The sequence below is a fragment of the Halococcus sp. IIIV-5B genome (genome assembly GCF_003602035.1).
GTDB classification, from domain to species: Archaea; Halobacteriota; Halobacteria; order Halobacteriales; family Halococcaceae; genus Halococcus; species Halococcus salsus.
Window position 1 is genome coordinate 88679 of sequence record NZ_QZWE01000001.1, and the last position, 18966, is coordinate 107644.

Consider the following 18966-nt stretch of genomic DNA (forward strand, 5'->3'; position numbering starts at 1 on the left):
CAGCCCGTGCTGTTCGATGCTGATCGGTAGACGACAGCTATCGACGGTCGACCTTCGGGGGTCGGCCCACGTTCGATTCGTGGAGATCACGCGCTCACGTCCCGTGTGAGGTTCGACCAGCCGACCATCGCGCTCAGCGGATGCATCCCGACCCCGGCGACGGTCGCCCGTCGACCGAGCACGTACTCGTTGTAGTACAGCGGCACCACGGCACCCGTCTCGACGACGCGCCGCTGTACCTCGCCGTAGTACTCACGTTTCTTCGCGAGCGTCTTCGCCTCGTAGCCCTGCTCGATGAGCCGGTCGACCGCCTTGCCAGGGTTGTAGACGCCAGTGCCGTTCTTCTCGTGGAGCTTCCGGTTGTCGCTCCCGGTCGAGTGGAACATCGCCCGGACGAGGTAATCACAGGCGGCACTGTTGGAGCCGAACCCGACGAGCGCCAGATGCCCGCCACCCGACGTGAAGGTGTCGTAGAACGACGCCGGGTCGATCCGTTGGATCTCGCTGGTGACGCCGATCTCGTCGAACCAGCTCTTCAGTATCTCGGCGATCGTCGCGTCGTCGGTGTTCTCGCTGTTGACGAGGATCGAGAGCGTCTCACCGTCGTAGTCCGACCGCTCGACGAGCCGGCTCGCCTTCTCCCGGTTCGGACCGTAGGTCGGGAGCTCGTCGTGGATCGTCCACGGGATCGCCGAGGAGAACGGTCCGCGAGCCGGCTCGCCGATACCGTTCAGCACGCTCTCGACGAGTCGTTCCTGGTCGACCGCCCAGTTGAGCGCCTGGCGAAGCGTTTCGTCGTCGGTCGGCGCTTTGTAGAGGTTGACCGCCGCGAGGCCGGCTTCGGGCCCCAGCTGTGTCTCTATCGCTGTCTTGGCTGCGTCGTCGACCGAGGGGGCCTTGCTCTTGGGGACCTCGTAGGCGACGTCGACGGTCCCCTTCTCCAGCGAGAGCACGCGAGTGTTCGGATCCTTGACGTAGCGGAACGTGAGTTCCGACGGAGCCGGTGCTCCATTGCGGTAGCCGTCGAACGAGGAGAGGGTGACCGACCGGCCCTCGTCGGTCCCCGTCGCTCGGAACGGCCCCGTTCCCACGGGGTCGTCGGTGTCGGGATGCTGGATACCGAAGTAGTTGTGCGAGATCGTTCCCGGGAACGCGGGGAACGGGTTCGTCGTCTCGAAGCGCACTGTATGAGCGCCTCGCTTCGTCACGCCGTCCGGTTCGACGCCGATCCACTCGGGAACCCACGACCAGTTCTCGAAAACCGTCTCGAACGACGAAACCACGGCGTCGGCGGTGAGCGCGTCGCCGTTGTGGAACGACACGTCCTCCCGAAGCGAGAACTCCCACGTCGTCCGGTCGACGGCCTTCCAGTCGGTGGCCAACAGCGGTACGGGTTTCATCTCCGCCGAGACACCGACGAGCGGCTCGAAGACGTGCGTGTAGTAGGGGACGATACCGTCGTAGAGGTCCCACTTCGCCTTCGTCGGGTCGTCGGCGACCGCGACCGTGAACGACTCCCCGGACGTGGCGGTCGACGGACTCGACGTCGACGTCCGGTTCGTCCGTCCGGTGGTCTCCGACGAGCCCGACTCCGCGCTACTACAACCCGCGACGGCCCCGACGGTTCCAGTCGCGAGGCCGGCGATCAGCTCCCGTCTCGACCATCGCCGTTTCATGGATAACAATCTACGCTGTGCTTCTAATAACTCTTACTAAACAAAGCTCGTTTATTCACAACTCGGTGAGGGAGGGATCGTACAGTACCGGACCGAGAGCCGGGTCGACGGAGAGGAACATCGACCAGTGGAACTACCTCAGTCCGCTTACCGCTCCGCGTAGGCCAGCGTGTAGTAATCCCGGTCGGCGACCGCGTCGGGGTCGTCGGTGATCAGCGTCTCGTCGGCGTCCATGAAGAGCCGTCGACCGAAGGTCACGTCGTAGCCCGCCTCGGTCAGCTTCTCGTGGGTCGTCGGCGCGTCGGTCACCTTGAACAGGATCAGTCGATCCGGACCGACGGGTGCCGCACCGTCGGTCGCCTCGCGGAGCGCGAGTTCGCCGCCGGCGTCGATATCGACACCGAGCATCGACGCGAACGCGGTCACGCTGCTGACACCCGGCACGATCTCGATCTCGACATCGGGATGGTCCGATTCGAGGGTTCGCCGGAGGTGGCCGAACGTCGAGTAGATGCAGGGGTCGCCGAGCGTGACGAACGCGGCGTCGTCCGCCCGCGCACGCGGGGCGACCTCGTCGGCCGCCGCGCTCCATGCGGTTCGGAGTTTCTCGGGGTCGGTCGTCATCGGAAATTCGAGGTCGCTCAGCGTCGACTCGGGGACGTACTCGGCGGCGACCCGGCGGGAGAGCCGACCCGGGGAGTAGACGACGGCGACCGATTCGAGCACTCGTTTGCCCCGAACCGTGAGTAGGTCGGCCGCACCCGGTCCGAGCCCGATCCCGTAGAGAGTCACGCGACACACCCCTCCGGCGGGAGCGGGAGTGGTTCCATTACGTCAGCCATCGTCGCTCCCGCTCGTGTGTCGTGTCGCGAGCCCGGCGAGGTGTGGTGCCTCCGCGGCGATGATCTCGCTGGTCGCGAGCCGAACGGCGTTCTCGCTCCCGGGGAGCACGAACACCGGCACGTCACGGGCGATGCCCGCGGTCGCGCGGGTCGAGACGACTCGCGTCCGCACCTCCTCCCAGGAGAGCCACCGGAACGCCTCGCCGAACCCAGGGAGTTCGCGGTCGAAGAGCTCCCCGACCGCGTCCGGGGTAACGTCGTCGACGGTGACGCCCGTCCCGCCCGTGGTGATGACGATATCCATGTCCGAGCGGTCCAGCAACCCGCTCACGGCCGTTTTGATCCGGACGTAGTCGTCCGGAATCAGTTGGCGAGCGGTGACGACGTGGCCCGCATCGGCGAGGATATCGGCGATGGCGTCGCCGCTGGGGTCTTCGGGATCGGGTTCGTCGTCGGCCCCGCGGGACGACGAGACCGTCACGATGGCCACGCCGAGGGGGTCGATGCGGTCGTGGCCGTCGGCATCGCTCGTCCGTCGGTCCTCGACCGCCGGCAGATCGGGATGAGTCCGGCTCACTGTCGTCCTCCGACAACGAGGCGCTGTTCCATCGGGGGCTGGGACTGCTCCATCGTCCCCGGAAACGGGTTCTCGAACCGCTCCCACTCGTCGTCCGCCGCCAGCTCCGCGTCCGATAGCAGACAGTCGTCGAGCGCCTCGGCGATTCCGGCCTCGTCCATCCCCGCACCGATGAAGACGAGTTTCGTCTCGCGGTCGCCCCACTCCTCGTCCCAGTGGAGGTCCGACCGGGACTCGCGGTAGGACTCCTGTTGGAACGAGGGCAGCGTGGCCGCCCACCGACCGTTGACGTCGACGTGGGTCTCGACGCCGGCCTGACTCAGGTTGAGCGCGTAGCGCTCGCGGCCGGCGACCCAGAGATGACCCTTCGCGCGGACGACGGAATCGGGGAACGAGCGAAGCCAATCGTGGAACCGCTCGGGGTGGAACGGTCGGTGGCGCTCGTAGACGAACGACTCGACGCCGAACTCCTCGGGCGGATGGAGGTGGTCGTGATGGTCGTCGTCGTGACCGTGGTCGTGCCCGTGGTTCTCGTCGTCTTCGTGCTCGTGCTCGTGAGCATGGTCGTCGTGCTTGTCGTGTCCGTGCTCCTCGTCGTGGTCACCGCCGTCCTCGTGACCGTCATCCGTGATGATCTGTTTCCAGCGTGCGGCGTTGCTCGCCGCCTCCTCGTCGAACCGTCCGGTTCCGAGGATCCGGTCCGGGTCGACGGCGCTGTTGGTCGCTCGGACGATCTCTACGTCCGGGTGGAGCGTGTGGATGACACGTTCGACCGCTTCGCGTTCGGCCTCGGAGACGAGGTCGCACTTGTTGAGTACGAGGACGTCACAGAACTCGACCTGTTCGGCGAGCAGGTCCGAGAGCGGCCGTGTGCCGTTCTCGGCCGGCGTCAGGGGCTCGTCCTCGACGAACGCGCGGTGGAACTGCTCGGCGTCCACCACGGTGACGGTCGTATCGAGGTCGTAGAGCGCGGAGGCCCGCGCTGGGGAGACGAATCGCCCGGCGATCGGAACCGGGTCGCTGATCCCCGAGGCTTCGATGACCAGATAATCGAACTCCTCGTCGAGCACGAGCCGTATGAGCTCCTGGTCCAGTTCGTCTTGGAGCCCACAGCAGATACAGCCGTTCGAGAGCGCCGTAATGCCACCATCGTCCACCGAGAGGTCGGAGCCGCTCTCGATGAGGTCGGCGTCGACGTTCACCTCGCCGACGTCGTTGACGAGCACCGCGATATCGTAGCGCTCGCCGCCGACGGTGAGGAGGTGATTGAGTAGCGTCGTCTTCCCCGCCCCGAGGCCGCCGCTCAGGAGCGTGACCGGGGGCTGGTCGTCGGCGCTCATCAGTCGTCGGCCAGTGCCAGCTCGCGCTGCTCGTCGGCCCCGAACGGGTCCGGATACCGGCTCCAGTCCTCGTCCATCTCCGTCGCCGAGAGGAGACAGTCGTTCAGTTGCTCGATGAGCGACTCCTGGTCGAACTCGCGGCCGATGAAGACGAGTTCGACACCACGGTCGCCCCACTCGTCGTCCCAGTCTTCCTCGATGCCGGGTCGCGCCGCGAAGTAGCGCTCCTGTTCGGCCTCCGGGAGCGTTGCGAGCCACGTTCCGCTGGGGCCCGCTCGGACAGATTGGCCGGACTTGTCCATCCCCATCGCGATGTCCTCGCGACCCGCCGACCAGAAGAAACCCTTCGCGCGGATCACGCCATCCGGGAGGGTCGCAAGGAAGTCGGCGATCCGCTCTGGGTGGAACGGTCGGTCGGCGTCGAAGACGAACGAGGTGACACCATGTTCGGCCGCGGCGTCCCCGTGGTCGTGGCCGCTCTGGAGTTCGCGCTTCCAGCCGGCGGACTGGCTGGCGTGTCTGAAGTCGAACCGACCCGTGTTCAGGATCTCCGTCGGGTCGACCGCGCCGTGTTCCGTCCGGATGATCTTCGCGCGTGGCTGAAGCGCCTGTAGTACCGCTTCCATCTCGTCGAGTTCCTCGTCGGGCACGAGGTCACACTTGTTCAAGAGAAGGACGTCACAGAACTCGATCTGGTCCATGAGCGCCTCCTCGGGGACGCGCTCGTCGTTGGGTTCGACGGTGTCATCGGTGAGTGCCTGACCGGAGTCGAAGCCCGTCCAAAAGCTGTGCGCGTCGACCACGCTGACCATCGTGTCGAGCTCGTAGACCCCTGTTGGATCGAATTCCGCATCCTCGAAGCCACGAGCGAACGTCTGAGCGACCGGGATCGGCTCGCTGATGCCCGAGGGCTCGACGAGGAGATAGTCGAAGTCGCGGCGCTCGGCCAGCTCGCCGACCTGGTCGAGCATGTCCCCGCGGAGCCGACAGCAAATACAGCCGTTCGAGAGTTCGATGACCTCCTCGTTCTCCTCGGAGAGCTCGGATTCCTGCTCGACGAGCCCGGCGTCGACGTTCACCTCGCCCATGTCGTTGACGACGACCGCGACGTCGAGCCCGTGGTCGGTGTTCAAGATGTGGTTCAGGGTGGTCGTTTTGCCTGCTCCGAGACTTCCACTCAGTACCGTGACTGGAATTGGTCGCTGACTCATGTAGTATCGATTCGATTATGAAGTCGGGGCCACTTAATGCTAATTATTACGCAACGTGTATGCCTTTCATAACAAGATATACGGTTCGTCAGGGAGAGGGAAACCATATGTCAGTCATCAGTATATCGATGCCAGCTGTGCTCGTAACGAAGCTCGACGAGTTCGCGGATGACCACGGCTACTCCGGTCGGAGCGAAGTCGTCCGGCAAGGGGCACGAAACCTACTCAGCGAGTTCGAGAATGAACGACACGAGGACGAGAAGCTGGCGAGTGTCGTGCTCGCTCTGTACGACTATGGACTCCCCCACGTTGAACAGCGGTTGATGCAACTTCGCCATGAACACGACGGCCTCGTCGTCTCGAACGACCACTGCCATACCGATGGATCCTACTGTATGGAGGTGTTCGTCCTCGACGGATCGATGGCAGATATTTCGACGTTTATTCGGAAGACACGTGCAGTTTCCGACATCAACTCGGTTGACCACCTCCTCGTTTCCCCGAACGAATTCCCATCGACCGCAGCCGAAGACGAGCATTCTCTCGTAGGGTGATCGGGGTTATGTGGAAGACAGGCGCAAAACCCCGTCCTTTAGGGCGGGGAGGATGTCAAACCGTGTGGGTTAGCGTGATGTTCACTCGATTTACGTCGTCGAAATCCCGGAGCGCGTACACCAGTTCACGAATCCGGCTCGCAGCACCGCGACAGAACAGCGTTTCGAGACACCACTCTCCCTCGTGAATATGATTCGTCGTCGTGATCACGTCCTGAAAATCGTGTTGGACACCGTGGAGCGCCCCGATCACGGGCTCGTAGGCGTAATCAAAACTGATTATCGAAACGATATCGCCATCAACAGCCTCGAGACGCACGTGTGATTCGACGTACTCCTGCATCGCTTCGCGAACACCACGCGAACGTGACTCCAATCCCTCGGATTGCCACGTCTCGTCGAACTCCGCCACAAGCTCATCGGGGATGCTGAAGCTCGTTCTCATCGGTTGCTATCTACGCCTATAGATGTGTTAGCCTTTAGTATTCGATCCCGCCCGGCCACTAGCGGTATGTACGACCTATCTACCCATCTGGATAAGGAATGATCAGAGTGTTTGTATCCTGTAAGATATAGAAGTGTACATCTACGGTAGGCTTGTGCCAGACCAACGGGAGAGGTGTACCAATGGTCCCACATGAGCACTCAGATGATAATGACGAAGACCATACGCCACTACTTCTCTCGTGGCGCATAGTAGACGAATTTCGCGTATATCAGAACGTTCGTTTCGGCGAGTCGGTGGATTTACCGACAATCACGAAGCTGCAGGCCACTGTGAGGTGAGTAGGGGAGTCGGCGGGATTTAGTAGGTGAACGCGAAGATGCTCGTCCTAGAAATCGCGGACTCACGAATGGTTCACAGTACTCTTCCGCTACGAAACAACGAACATTGGAGAGTGAGCGATGCACCTCCATCGTTGCTGGACCCCCGCTATCGGGCCTCCACGACCATGATCGGAGATAACTACTGGATCGGCGCTTCGTACTCGGTGATAAACCCGAGGCCATCTCAACCCTCATCGAGAACCAGCAGACACGCTGGACGTCAACAATAAGTATCGGTCGACACGTAGGGCTTCTAAATGGACCCGCTACAATTTCTGTTCTCCGCGCTGGTTTTGGTCCCGCTGCACGCTGGGCATGCGAGCCACGACGCCGCTTCTCTTCCATTGTACCAGTTCGTGCTTGCTGTGGCCGTATTCGGGCTCGTAGCGTTTGCTGCAGTGAGAACAGCCGAATTCATCCGGTAGCCACCACGTTCTGGGCCACGGGTCACGCCTGTAAGGGACTTCGTAATGTGACCGACTGCGGTCACATCGGTCCCTGGTCAGTGTTTGGCTTCTGCTGGCCGTGGATCAGCTCGTACGAGCAGACTAAATACCAAAACGGCGATGATTTCGACGAGTTTCGTCCCTCCCTCGAGTGGAACCGTAATGAAATGTGTGAGCAGCGTTCCGAGGATGGTTCCCTCGTGCCCTTCAGTGGCCGCTGCGTTCGACGAGGTCAACACGACTCCGTGGTTGAGGACCGTATGCCAGAGCGCCCACCCCACGACCGAACCCACCATCAGGACGATCATAGCGATGTAGACCGTCTGGTTTTCGATCAGGCCGCGCCATACAGCGATCCCCAAAATCAGGACTACGAGCACTAGACCGAGGAACAGAAACGGTCGAGGGTCAGGGAACCCGCCGGTTTGAAGATAGAAATTGAGTGTCTGTGGGTTAGCATAGATGAGAAATCGCGGCAACCCCCACCAGAGGTGAACGGCTACTGAGATGAGAACGAGCACTGCTCCAAAGTACTGGAGACTTCGTATCCTGTTTCTCTCCATTGTCGGATAATGTCCTGACGGATGTATAGAGACGCTGGTTTGATGCTCGAATGCGTCCCCTCAACCGCACTACTGGCACCCATGGCGACTTCGAGCTGCAAGGTTGGGAACCGGACGGGGTGGAGGTACCGCTGTTCATCCGATGAGACACTCTCACGCCGTGAACTGCGTTCAGACGGTTACTATAGATTGTCATAGCGCGATACTGAGAACGACTGTGCGGACTATCCAGACGTGCAGTCACAAGGGACCACAATGGCAGGCAATGCGAAGGCAATCGACGGAGGCGGCGACGAGACCGTCACCGTACCGGCGACCGAAACACAACGGAGTAGCGGATTAGACGGCAACGTCGTGGGAGCATTATCGTCCGTTCTGTGGCTCGTCACAGGAATTACTTTCTGCGTTGTCGACGACCGTGAGTTCGTGCGTTTTCATGCTGCCCAGAGCATCGTGTTCTCGGGAGTACTCGTCACACGGGTGGTATAGATGATTGATTTCATGCATTCGCTGACCATCGCTAATCTGGTATTGCCAACGGACCCTGGAAAGCAACTGCTGCTTACGGTTGCGTTGTTGGTCAGTCTCGGCGCGTTCGGCTACGGACTCATGGAATTGCGGATGGTTTACCGGATGTACACCACACGGACGAATACAGTTGCCTCCGTTGCCAATCACCCAGGTGTGGTTGAGCTCAAGGGTACCGTCCGTATAGAGAGTGACTCGTTACGCGCGCCGTTCACTGACACTGAGTGCGTCGTGTACAAGTACGAAATCGAAGAGCTCCGTCGTGACGACGGTGGCTCGAATTGGGAGACGATCGATGCAGGGGATGAACGCGTCCCGTTCCGCATCGAAGACGATACGGGAAGTGTGCTGGTCGAACCTGATGGTGCGCGCCTTCGACTCGATGCGCAGCGAGTATTTCGTAACCGTCCTGGCGAGGAACCGTCCTCGACCATCACTCAAGGCCTCTCTGCCCTCTCCAGTATAGAGATCGGGGGGTTCTCGATCAAAGCTAGTAACGACCGACGGTACACGGAATACCGGTTGGATCCAGGCGAATCCGTCTACGTTCTCGGTCCAGCAGGTTCCGACCCCACCGTGAGTGATTCGGCAGGCGAGATAAACGCGGTCATCGGTCGGACAAGTAGACAAGGGCTCATCGAACGAGCTACGAACCGAGTGCTGGGGCGATCGCCGTTTCTCCTTGCCGATGGTACTGAGCAAGCGGCGCTCTCTCGTGTGGTAAGACGATCACTTTTCGGATTGACGTCCGGCACGATCATACTCGCTACTGTAATTATTGTATTTAGTATATAGAGATACGTAGTGCAAAGTCGAAAGCAAGCAAATCGGTGGCCGTCGAGGCATGAGTGGCTTCGGCAATACTCTCCCCGAAGAAGACCAGCACGGTTCTCTCGACTGTCCTCGTTCCGCAAGTCGAGCGCCACCCCGGTTCCCCGTACGCAGCCGATCTGAGGGAGACCATCCGCTGTCAGTACCTTGTGTAGCTCATCGAAAGGAGATCACGAATGTAGCGTACTGGTCGCAGCTGTCTACTTGATGTTCCTCTTCCGTGTGAAAGCGAGTGTAATCATTACTCCCTTGCGGGATTGTTTCGGGTGGTGCCGAAAAGGTCGTGCCGATCCGATCCTCCACCGGGAATACAAACCCGGTAAGGAGGGAACAAAGCCGCTTCTTCTTCAAATATCGAAGAAGCGCTCCAATCGCTCGCTTTCCGGTGGCGCAGTCGCGTACGACCCGATGAACAGCCCCAGCAGACTGACGATGACACCCGGAACGACCGGGTCGATCTGGGAGAGAATACCGGCGAGGTCGCTTTGCAGGAAGTGCCAAACGATCACCGTGAGGAAGCCACCGACCATCCCGAGTGCGGCTCCCCAGAGATTCGCTCGCTTCCAGTTCAGCCCGATGAGCACCGGGATCGAAAAGGACGCGCCGATGAGCGCCGTCTGGAGGATGACGATGAACTGCACTAACCCCCCCAAGACACCCGGTGTCAGCGCGAGGACCAACGGAACGACACCGACGACCACGGTACTCAGTCGGTTCACCCATAGTTTTCGGCGTTCGCTGGCGTTCGGGTTGAGGAGTTGCGCGTAGAGGTCGTGTGCAAGCGCACCCGCGGAGACGATCATGATCGAGTCGACAGTACTCAACATCGCGGAGAGGATGGCTGTCACGACCATCGCACCGAGAACCGGACCGAGTACATTGATACTCATGATGATACTCGCGAGGTCGGGGGTGCCGAGTTCGGGGAACATGACGCGCATTCCCATTCCGATGAGTGCGACGCTGGTCGCGATGATGACCTGATAGATCAGGGTCAAACCGATCGCCTGACGAACGGTCTTTTCGTCCCGCATCGAGTAGACGCGCGTGAGTTCGTAGGGCGCACCGATCATCCCGAACCCGAACGCAGCAGCGATCGTTCCCACTTCGATGGGTGTGTATCCCCACCCGGTAAGCGAAGGCTGAACCGCCGTGAGGGTCGCGTTGAGTGCCTCGAATCCGCCGATGTACTGGAAGATCTGCGGGAGAGCAACGACCGCCCCCGCCAACATGATGATGAACTGGACGAAGTCGGTGAGTGCGCTCGCGCGCATCCCACCGAGCGTCGTGTAGATGAGGACGATAACCACCATGAGGATCATTCCAGTGTTCCGGGAGACCCCGAACATCGACTCGAAGACGAGCCCGGCACCCGTGTACTGTGCACTGATGTAGACCGTGTACGCACCGAAGATGAGCACCGCTGAGAGTGCACGGAAGTAATCGTCGCTACGTCCGCCACGGCCGAACCGAGCTACGAGGAAATCGGGCACTGTGAGTTCTCCGAACCGACGTATCTTCGGGGCGACGAACACGAGCGAGACGAGCCAACCGAGCCAGAGCCCGATCCAGATGTAGACGTAGCTGACGCCGGTCAGGTAGTGGACACCGATGGTCCCGATGAACGTCCCGGCGGACATCTGCGTCGCCGACAGCGTGGTTCCGCCGACGATCGGACCGATCGACCGACCCGCAACGAGGAAGTCGTCCTCAGTATTCGTTGTCCGGTAGCCGTAGTAGCCGATCCCGAGAACGACCAGGAAGAACACGAAGACGATGGCGAGGAACAGTGGCCCGACGGCACCGAGCACGGGACTCATCGGTCCCCTCCGGTGCTCTCGGTGTCGTTCGTCTCGACTCCCATCCACGATTCGTCCTCCTGGAGGTATCCCCAGGCGAGCGCGGCGCCCGCCATCGCGAATCCGATCACGACGACGGGTATGATCATGCCAAGGACGGTCATTCGATATCACCACGTGTCACGTTCCGGTCGTAGCGAAGGAACGCACCGAGGAATCCGACGATGATCAACAATCCGACCACCGTCATAACGTTGCTCGTCGTCAGCATCGAACCGCTCCCGTCCCCGTAAGTCGCGTAGATGAATCCCGGTACGTGAAGGAGGGAGAAGGTCAGTACGTTCCCGTTCGAGGATTGGACCGTCGGGAACACGTCACCCTGGGCTTGGGTCCCCTGAGGGAGTGTCGTCGTCACGTCGACGACGCTGGCACTGCCAGGGGTTGCGTAGTCCGGAACGAACAACGGGACTTTGAGTGCGCCGTTCGCGTTGGTGGCCGAGTAGCTAACGCGCAGCGTCACGGTATCCCCGTTCTCCACGTTCCTCACGGGTATCGACACGTCGACGACTTCCCCGTTTCTCTCCGTCGTGGCGTCGACCCGTTGGCCATCTACCACTGCAGTGAAATCCGAGATACCCCTTCCAGGGAACGACCAGACGGTTCCGGTGAGTGCCGTGAGTCGTTGATCACCACTGCCGACGGATGCTACCTGTAGTCTGTACGTCCCGCGAACGTCGTTCGTCGACGGCGATGCTTCAACGGTCACGTCTGCATCGCTGAGCGTCACCGACGGCGCAGCACTGCTCTGTGCAACGACGCCACTGGAACTCATACCCACTGCGACCGCCAAGACGATCGCGGTGAGAGCAAACGAACGAACCCGTCTCCGATTCGAGAGGTGTAGTGTTTGCATCATCGTGTTATATAAACTCGCCCACGCACTGGCAAGCCATACCGTGGTGAGTAAGACCAATAGTATAAACGTTTCTTTTGCAATGGGCAGGGATCGGTCGGCGATCACCCCGATTCGTGGTGTTGTCTGGCGAATCGGACGCGAAATTGTCACTTGAATGGAGTCGATCTCGCCGCTCGTCGATAGTACCACCGGGGTGATAGCCGATAGCGGGACAGCCCCGTACCGAACCACGTGGATGCTCACGAAGGTGCGCGTGCGATCGGTGAGTGCCCGTTCAGTACGGTCTAGGACGGATCACAGCGACCGTTCGAGGTTCGTCAGCACGTGTGCGGTCGTGTGGATCCCGGTTCGGAAGCGCTCCACGGCCAAGTTTTCGTTCGGTGAGTGGTTGTCCTCGTCCGCGTTCGCGTATGGAACGACGACACACGGGGTACCGAGATGGTTCTCGAAGACGTACGTGGGCAGTGACCCACCGAGCGAGGGTTTGAGGATCGGATCGTTGTCCCACGTCTCGCCAACGGCGTCGAGGATCGGCGCGATGACCGGGGAATCGAGCGACGTCCGTTGGGGGGTCATCGATCCGTGGCTGATGACGTCGAGGTCGACGGTCCCGGAGGCGTGACGCTCGACGTGGTCGCGGAATCGGGTGAGGATATCGTCCGGGTCTTGGTCGGCGACGAGGCGCATATCGATCTTCACGCTCGCCGTCGACGGGATGATGGTCTTGCTCCCCTCACCGGTGTAACCGCTCCCGAAACCGGGAACGTTGAGGGTCGGATAGTAGAGGAGCTTTTCGAGCGGCGACTCTCCGGGACCATCGGCGAATCCGTCGATACCGAGGTCCGACCGCATGGCGGCGGCGTCGAACGGGATGTCCGCTAGCACCTCACGGTCCCGATCCGTGATCCCACGGACGTCGTCGTAGAAGCCGTCGATGGCGATCCGACCGTTCTCGTCCTTCATCGATCCGAGGAGGCGAACGAGTTCCCACGCCGGATTCGGCACTGGTCCCCCGAAGTTCCCCGAGTGGAGGTCACGGTTCGGTCCCTCGGCGTCGATCTGGACGTAGAGCATCCCCCGTGCGCCCATGAGGACGTGCGGGCGGCCCGACGGGTCGATCGGTCCGTCGGCGGCGTAGGTGAGGTCCGCCGCGAGTTCGTGGGCGTGGGTCTCGACGACCCACTCGAGGTTCGGACTACTGCTCTCTTCCTCGCCCTCGACGAGGAGTGTCACGTTGACTGGGAGCGACCCAGCCTCGCGGAGCGCGCGGACGGCACAGAGGTGTGAGAACCACTGACCCTTGTTGTCGCCGGCCCCACGGGCGTAGATCCGGTCGGTTCCATCGGGTCCCTCGCGAATCGTCGGCTCGAACGGGGGCGTCTCCCAGAGGTCGGCCTCCACCGGCTGGACGTCGTAGTGCCCGTAGAGCAGGACTGTAGGGACGGCGTCGGGGTCTTCGGCCCGCGCGTGGGCGATGACGGACGGTTGGCCCGGTGTCTCGACGGTTTTCACGTCGTCGAAACCGTACTCGCGACAGGCGTTTTCGACGAGCGCGGTGCACTCGGCGACGCCCTCGTCGGTCGCGCTGATGGAGGGTTGTGCGAGCAGCTCGAACAGGTCGTCGAGGGACGTCTCGAAATCGGCATCGATGCGTTCGTCGACGGCGGCGTTCATTGGCGCACACCCCGCTTGAACACTGCAACTGGATCGGCGAGGGTCTCGAAGGTCTCGTGCGGGTCGTCGGCTACGACGACGACATCGGCGCTCTTGCCGCGTGTGAGCGTTCCGGCTCGGTGGTCGATGTGCGCCGCGCGTGCGGCGTCGCTGGTCGCCGCCCGGATCGCCTGGTCGGTCGATGCGCCGAACTCGCGGAGGAGTTGCATCTCCTCGTAGAGGTTGCCGTGCATACTGTCGGTGCCGAGGGCGAGGGGGATATCTCTATCGACGAGCGAAGTCCACGTCTCGCGGACTGTCTCACGAGCGTCTCGGACGTTCTCCATTATCGCGTGGCTGTCGGCGTCGCCCTTCTCGATACCCTCCGGGTTCATGAGTATCGAGAACGTGCCGACGACGAACTGGTCGCCACCGTCGAGGGCGTCGATCGCCGCCGGGCCGAGCGTCGCTGCGTGTTCGATGGTGTCGACGCCACAGTCGATGGCTTGTGTCGCTCCCGGCCCGCCGTGAGCGTGGGTCGCGACGTGGAGTCCGAGGCGATGTGACTCGGCGACGATGGTCTCGACCTCCTCGCGTGTGTAGTTCGGGGTATCGAGGCCACCCGCATCGCTCGAAACGCCGCCGGTGGCGAAGTACTTGCTGTGGTGGGCCCCCCGGTCGTAGTTGGTTCGCACGCGGTCGCGGACCTGTTCCGGCCCGTCCGTCGCGGTCAGCGCCTTCCCGTGGCCGCCCGTCGGTGTCAGGTGCACCCCGCTCGGAAGCAATCGTGGCGCGTCGAGTTCGCCCTCGCGCTCCAATCGAGCCAGCGTCACGTCGATATACCGCTCGGCGGCCATCAGTCGCATGGTGGTCACGCCCGCGTCGAGGTCGGCTCGGAGGTTGTGTGCGGCGCGAACGGCCTGTTCGGCGGGGTCGGCCCGCATCTGTGCGATCTGGTCGCCCTCACCGGGTCGGATCGAGGCGTGTGAGTGGGCATCGACCAGTCCTGGAAGGACGTACCCCTCGGTGTCGAACACCAGTTCGCCGTTCTGGGGAACGTCGTCGCGAACGGCACAGACCGTCCCATCCGAGAACTCGAGAACGGTCCCGTCCATCCCCCCGACATCCGGGTCGTAGATACCGGCGGCGCGGATATACTGCCTGTCACTGTCAGACATAAACGCTAAGTCTCAGTACGGGTCATTAAGCGTATCCATGCTGGATCCGATAGACCGACAGACAGAGACGGAACTCCGTGACCTGGTCGACCCCGCCGAACTCGAACGCCACGTCGACGCCTTCGTGGGGCTCGACCGGGTCTCGGGGACCGACGACGAGTGGGACGCGAGCGAGTACGTCGTCGAGACGCTCGAATCGTACGGCGTCGACGCCACACTCCACGAGTTCGAGGGCTACGTCAGCGTTCCCGAATCCGGGTCCGTGACGGTCACGACGCCGACCCACCACGAGATCACCGACGCGATCACGACCTCCTTCAGCGCGAGCACTCCCACGTCGGGCCTCGTGGGCGAGCTCGTCCACGTGCCCGAGGTAACCCCCGAGGCGCTCGCGGGTCGGGACGTCGCCGGAAAGATCGCCTTTACGACGGGACTCCCCACACCGGAACCGATCGGGATCCTCGAAGAAGCGGGCGTCGAAGGCGTCGTCTTTCAGTCGATCAACCCCGACGAACTCCACGAGATGATCGTCACGCCGGTCTGGGGAACGCCCGGTGTCGACGAGGTCGACGAGATCCCGAACCTACCCGTCGTCGAGGTGAGCCACGACGCGGGCGAGTGGCTCGCCGGACGGCTCGACGAGGGACCGGTCGAGGCGACGCTCACCACTCGCGTCACGACCGAACTCACGACGCTTCCGTGTGCCGTCGGGCGGATCGACGGGACCGAGAGCGACCAGTATTTCGTGGTCGGCAATCACGTCGATTCGTGGTACGAAGGGATCACCGACAACGCGACGGCGATGGTCTCGACGCTCGAACTCGCCCGGCTCTTCGCCGACGCGGAGCCGAAGCGCGGCCTCGTCTTCGGGTTCTGGCCCGCCCACTCCACGGGCCGCTACGCGGGCAGCGCGTGGTGGGCCGACGAGCACTACACCGACCTCCGGGAGAACGGTGTCGGCTACCTCCACATCGACCTCAACGGGCTGAAAGGAGCCGACGGCCTCTGGTTCCAGCACATGGCCGAACTCGCCGAGGAACACCGCGACGCGATGGAAGTGGCGACCGACATGCCCCTCAGAGAGGCCGAGAACAGTTGGCTCGGCGGGTCACGGCGGCCCGCGCGCAACTCCGACCAATCGTTCTGGGGGGCTGGGGTTAGCTCGCTACTGTCGGGTGCGCGGCTCGAACCCGAATCCGAGGAGGGCGGACCGATCGGCGGCGGCTGGTGGTGGCACACGCCCGAGGACACGCGCGACAAGGTCGACATCGACGTGCTCGTCGAGGAGACGCGGCTCTACACGACGATCGCCTCCCGGATCTGCAATTCGCCCGTCCTGCCACACGACTTCACCGCGACGGTCGACGACATCACCGAGACGCTCGACGCGGTCGCCGACGCAGCCGAGGGTGAGGTGGATTTCACAGGTCTTCAGGAGCAGGCGACCGACCTCCGCGAGCGGATCGAGCGCGTCAACGCGGTCATCGACGAGCGCGCCGGCGACGACGCCGACCTCGCGGTGGCCGCAGCGGCGCTCCAGAAGGAGTTCGCCAACCGGCTCAATCCCGCGCTTTACATGGATCGCCCGGCGTACGAACACGACCCCGCGCTCTCGCACGCGTTGCTCCCGAGCCTCAGGATCGCCGAGGAGCTACCGAATCGAACCGGGCGTGACCGGCGGTTCGCGGAGGCCAGCGTCCAGCGTGGGAAGAACCGACTCGCGGAGTCGATGCGGGAGGCCGCGCGCGCGGCCGACCGCTTCCTCGACGCGTCCGATCAGACCGCGTAGTCGTACTGGTCGGGCCACGAGACCGCATCCTCCTGCCCCAGTTTCTCGGCCGCGTGGAGCGCGAAGTAGGGGTCGCGCAGGTGTTCGCGGCCGACGACCACGAGGTCGGCGCGGCCGTTGCGAACGAGCGCGTCGGCGTATTCCGGCGCGGTGATCCCGCCGACGGGCCCAACGGGAACGCCGGCTTCCGACCGCACGCGCTCGGCGAACGGAACCTGATAGCCCGGTCCGGTGTGGGGGATCTCCTGGGTCGGGTCGAGCGCACCGGCTGAAACGTCGACGAGGTCCACGCCGGCGGGTTTGAGGCGCTCGGCGAGCCGAACGGTCTGGTCGGCCGTCCAGGCGTCCTCACCGAGCCAGTCGGTGGCGGAAACTCGAACGAGAAGGGGTTTCTCCGCGGGCCAGACCTCGCGGATCGCCTCGACTGTCTCGACCACGATACGGCTCCGGTTCTTGAAGCTCCCGCCGTAGGCGTCGTCCCGGTGGTTGGTGTGCGGCGAGAGGAACTCGTGGAAGAGGTAGCCGTGGGCGGCGTGGAGTTCGATGACGTCGAAGCCGGCCCGGAGCGAGTGCTCGGCGGCGTCGACGAACGCCCGCTCGATAGCCTTGATCCGGTCGGTCGTGAGCACCTCCAGCTCCGGCGGTTCGTCGGAGGGCCACGGGACGTCGCTCGGGGCCGGCGTCGCCCAACCGCCCTCGTCGGGGCCGAGCGGGGCGCCGCCCTCCCAGGGTCGAGTCTTCGAGCCTTTGCGTCCAGCGTGGGCGAGCTGGATCCCGGGTACGCTACCCTGGGATCTGACGAAGTCAGTTATCGGCGCGAGCGCGTCGGCGTGCTCCGGGCTCCAGATTCCGAGGTCCTCGGGGGTGATGCGTCCGCGGGGCGTGACGGCGGTGGCCTCGGTCAGGACGAGCCCCGCCCCGCCAGACGCCCGGCTTCCGAGGTGAACGTGGTGGAACTCGGTCGCGAGACCGTCCCGCGCCTCACAGGAGTACATGCACATCGGCGAGACGGTCACCCGGTTGGGGATCGTGGCCCCGCGAAGGGTCAGCGGACTGAAGAGGTGGTCGGGCATCGAACGCTCTACTCGGTGTCGCGAATAAAAGACATCGGTCCCCCCGTTGCCACCCGGTCACTCGAACAGCGAATCGGGGAGGCCCACGCCGAGGCCAGGGTCCGTAGGAACGTCCACCACCGGTTCGAAGTCGAACGCAGGCTCCGCGACATCCTCCGCGACGAGGTTCATACAGAGCTCACAGCCGGCCGACATTCCCGTGAGTGTCGCCGCGAGGTGGAGGTTCGCAGCGGCTTCGAGCGACGTGCCGAAGGCGCTGACCGGCGAGGTCGAGAGCCCGTGTCGTCGGGCGACGGTCGCGAGGTGACGGAGCCCGCGGAGCGACCCGGTCTTGGCGAGTTTGAGGTGACAGCCAGCGACCAGCCCCCGTTCGCCGAGGCGTTCGAGGTCCCCCGGACCATGGACACTCTCGTCGGCGAATACCCGCACGCCCGTCTCCGTCCACAGATCGCGCATGGCCTCGGGACGATCGGCCGCGGTCGGCTGTTCGAGGTACTCGATCCGCTCGGTGCTATCGAGCCCGGCGACCGCACGGCGGGCGGTCGCCACGTCCCGCCACCCGGTGTTCGCGTCCACGCGGAGCGTCCCGTCGTCGGGGAGCACGTCAAGAACCGCGTTGATGCGTTCGACGTCGCCGCCGACGTCGCCGTCGGCCTTGATCTTGAACCGCCGAAACCCGCTCTCGACGCCCGCGGCCGCGCGCTCGACGGCGTCAGCGGGGTTGAGCGCCGGGATCACGAACACGAGCGGGACGGAATCGCGTACCGTCGGCCCGAGGAGGTCGGCGACCGGCGTTCCCAGCCGCTTGCCCTCCAGATCGAGCAGCGCGAGGTCGACCGCGGTGGTCGCCCCCGGTGCGTTCGGGAAGGATTCGTCGAACGCGGCGAGCGCGGCCATCGCCTCGTGGACGGGTCGTCCCTCGACCGACGGGGTGATCCAGCGCTCGATGACCTCGACCATCCCCGCGGTGGTCTCGCCGGTGAACCACGGCAGGGCGGTTCCCTCGCCGTAGCCGACACGGCCCGCGTCCGTCCCGATTCGAACGAACACGTGGTCGGATGCAGCGTGGTCCTCGTAGCTCATGGGGAACGCACCGTCGAACGGGATCGCCCGCCCCACGACGTCCACAGTAGTGATTCGCATCGTTAGAACGAGTGCGCCG

Annotated in this window: 18 protein-coding genes; 4 read left to right on the forward strand and 14 right to left on the reverse strand. The window is 63.3% G+C overall.

The window, feature by feature from the left end:
* Positions 1 to 86 precede the first annotated feature (86 nt).
* The 5 genes from D3261_RS00395 to D3261_RS00415 form a co-directional block, all read right to left on the reverse strand.
* Entirely contained in the window at positions 87 to 1676 is a 1590-nt protein-coding gene (locus D3261_RS00395) for an ABC transporter substrate-binding protein (protein WP_120067677.1), read from the reverse strand.
* 147 nt (positions 1677 to 1823) lie between these two features.
* On the reverse strand, positions 1824 to 2468 hold the full coding sequence (locus D3261_RS00400; protein WP_120067678.1) for a cobalt-factor II C(20)-methyltransferase: 645 nt from the start codon (positions 2466 to 2468) through the stop codon (positions 1824 to 1826).
* Between the two features lie 42 nt (positions 2469 to 2510).
* Complete coding sequence (locus D3261_RS00405; RefSeq protein ID WP_120067680.1) at positions 2511 to 3095, reverse strand: molybdenum cofactor biosynthesis protein B; 585 nt, start codon at positions 3093 to 3095, stop codon at positions 2511 to 2513.
* The gene (locus D3261_RS00410; RefSeq protein WP_120067681.1) at positions 3092 to 4435 is read right to left on the reverse strand and encodes a GTP-binding protein; all 1344 of its coding nucleotides are present in this window, start codon (positions 4433 to 4435) and stop codon (positions 3092 to 3094) included. Before D3261_RS00410 ends, D3261_RS00405 begins: the two co-directional genes overlap by 4 nt.
* The gene (locus D3261_RS00415) at positions 4435 to 5646 is read right to left on the reverse strand and encodes a GTP-binding protein (protein ID WP_120067683.1); all 1212 of its coding nucleotides are present in this window, start codon (positions 5644 to 5646) and stop codon (positions 4435 to 4437) included. The genes D3261_RS00410 and D3261_RS00415 overlap by 1 nt, the downstream gene beginning before the upstream one ends.
* 107 nt (positions 5647 to 5753) lie before the next feature.
* On the opposite strand from D3261_RS00415, the gene D3261_RS00420 reads away from it, so the two are divergent.
* The gene (locus D3261_RS00420; RefSeq protein WP_120067685.1) at positions 5754 to 6200 is read left to right on the forward strand and encodes a CopG family ribbon-helix-helix protein; all 447 of its coding nucleotides are present in this window, start codon (positions 5754 to 5756) and stop codon (positions 6198 to 6200) included.
* Positions 6201 to 6255: 55 nt separating this feature from the next.
* Here the strand turns inward: D3261_RS00420 and D3261_RS00425 are convergent, their stop codons facing one another.
* Positions 6256 to 6645 (reverse strand): CopG family ribbon-helix-helix protein, encoded by a 390-nt coding sequence (locus tag D3261_RS00425; RefSeq protein ID WP_120067686.1) that lies wholly within the window; start codon positions 6643 to 6645, stop codon positions 6256 to 6258.
* 885 nt (positions 6646 to 7530) lie between these two features.
* Positions 7531 to 8037, reverse strand: a complete 507-nt coding sequence (locus D3261_RS00430) for a hypothetical protein (RefSeq protein WP_120067688.1) — start codon at positions 8035 to 8037, stop codon at positions 7531 to 7533.
* Positions 8038 to 8292: 255 nt separating this feature from the next.
* Here D3261_RS00430 and D3261_RS00435 point away from each other — a divergent pair, with 255 nt between their 5' ends.
* Together D3261_RS00435 and D3261_RS00440 are read left to right on the forward strand one after the other, a co-directional pair.
* Positions 8293 to 8526, forward strand: a complete 234-nt coding sequence (locus D3261_RS00435; protein ID WP_147464856.1) for a hypothetical protein — start codon at positions 8293 to 8295, stop codon at positions 8524 to 8526.
* Positions 8527 to 9360, forward strand: coding sequence for a GIDE domain-containing protein (locus D3261_RS00440; protein ID WP_120067691.1), 834 nt, complete (start codon positions 8527 to 8529; stop codon positions 9358 to 9360).
* Positions 9361 to 9743: 383 nt separating this feature from the next.
* Here the strand turns inward: D3261_RS00440 and D3261_RS00445 are convergent, their stop codons facing one another.
* From D3261_RS00445 to D3261_RS00460, 5 genes are all read right to left on the reverse strand, one after another.
* Positions 9744 to 11216 carry a sodium/proline symporter gene (locus D3261_RS00445; protein ID WP_120067693.1) on the reverse strand — a complete coding sequence of 491 codons (1473 nt, stop codon included), beginning with the start codon at positions 11214 to 11216 and terminating at the stop codon, positions 9744 to 9746.
* Positions 11213 to 11359, reverse strand: coding sequence for a hypothetical protein (locus D3261_RS19860; protein WP_158589308.1), 147 nt, complete (start codon positions 11357 to 11359; stop codon positions 11213 to 11215). The genes D3261_RS00445 and D3261_RS19860 overlap by 4 nt, the downstream gene beginning before the upstream one ends.
* Positions 11356 to 12027: a hypothetical protein gene (locus D3261_RS00450; RefSeq protein WP_147464857.1), complete on the reverse strand. Its 672-nt coding sequence runs from the start codon at positions 12025 to 12027 to the stop codon at positions 11356 to 11358. Before D3261_RS00450 ends, D3261_RS19860 begins: the two co-directional genes overlap by 4 nt.
* A gap of 378 nt (positions 12028 to 12405) precedes the next feature.
* Positions 12406 to 13785 (reverse strand): M20/M25/M40 family metallo-hydrolase, encoded by a 1380-nt coding sequence (locus D3261_RS00455; protein WP_120067696.1) that lies wholly within the window; start codon positions 13783 to 13785, stop codon positions 12406 to 12408.
* Positions 13782 to 14942 carry an amidohydrolase family protein gene (locus D3261_RS00460; protein WP_120067697.1) on the reverse strand — a complete coding sequence of 387 codons (1161 nt, stop codon included), beginning with the start codon at positions 14940 to 14942 and terminating at the stop codon, positions 13782 to 13784. The genes D3261_RS00455 and D3261_RS00460 overlap by 4 nt, the downstream gene beginning before the upstream one ends.
* Before the next feature lie 37 nt (positions 14943 to 14979).
* Between D3261_RS00460 and D3261_RS00465 the strand changes: the two genes are divergently transcribed.
* A complete protein-coding gene (locus D3261_RS00465) occupies positions 14980 to 16731 on the forward strand; it encodes a M28 family peptidase (RefSeq protein WP_120067699.1) in 1752 nt (583 codons plus the stop codon).
* Here the strand turns inward: D3261_RS00465 and D3261_RS00470 are convergent.
* Both D3261_RS00470 and D3261_RS00475 read right to left on the reverse strand, forming a co-directional pair.
* Positions 16719 to 17804, reverse strand: coding sequence for an NADH:flavin oxidoreductase/NADH oxidase (locus D3261_RS00470; protein WP_120067700.1), 1086 nt, complete (start codon positions 17802 to 17804; stop codon positions 16719 to 16721). The two genes, D3261_RS00465 and D3261_RS00470, sit on opposite strands and share 13 nt — an antisense overlap.
* A 57-nt stretch (positions 17805 to 17861) precedes the next feature.
* Entirely contained in the window at positions 17862 to 18947 is a 1086-nt protein-coding gene (locus D3261_RS00475; RefSeq protein ID WP_158589309.1) for a mandelate racemase/muconate lactonizing enzyme family protein, read from the reverse strand.
* Positions 18948 to 18966: the final 19 nt, after the last annotated feature.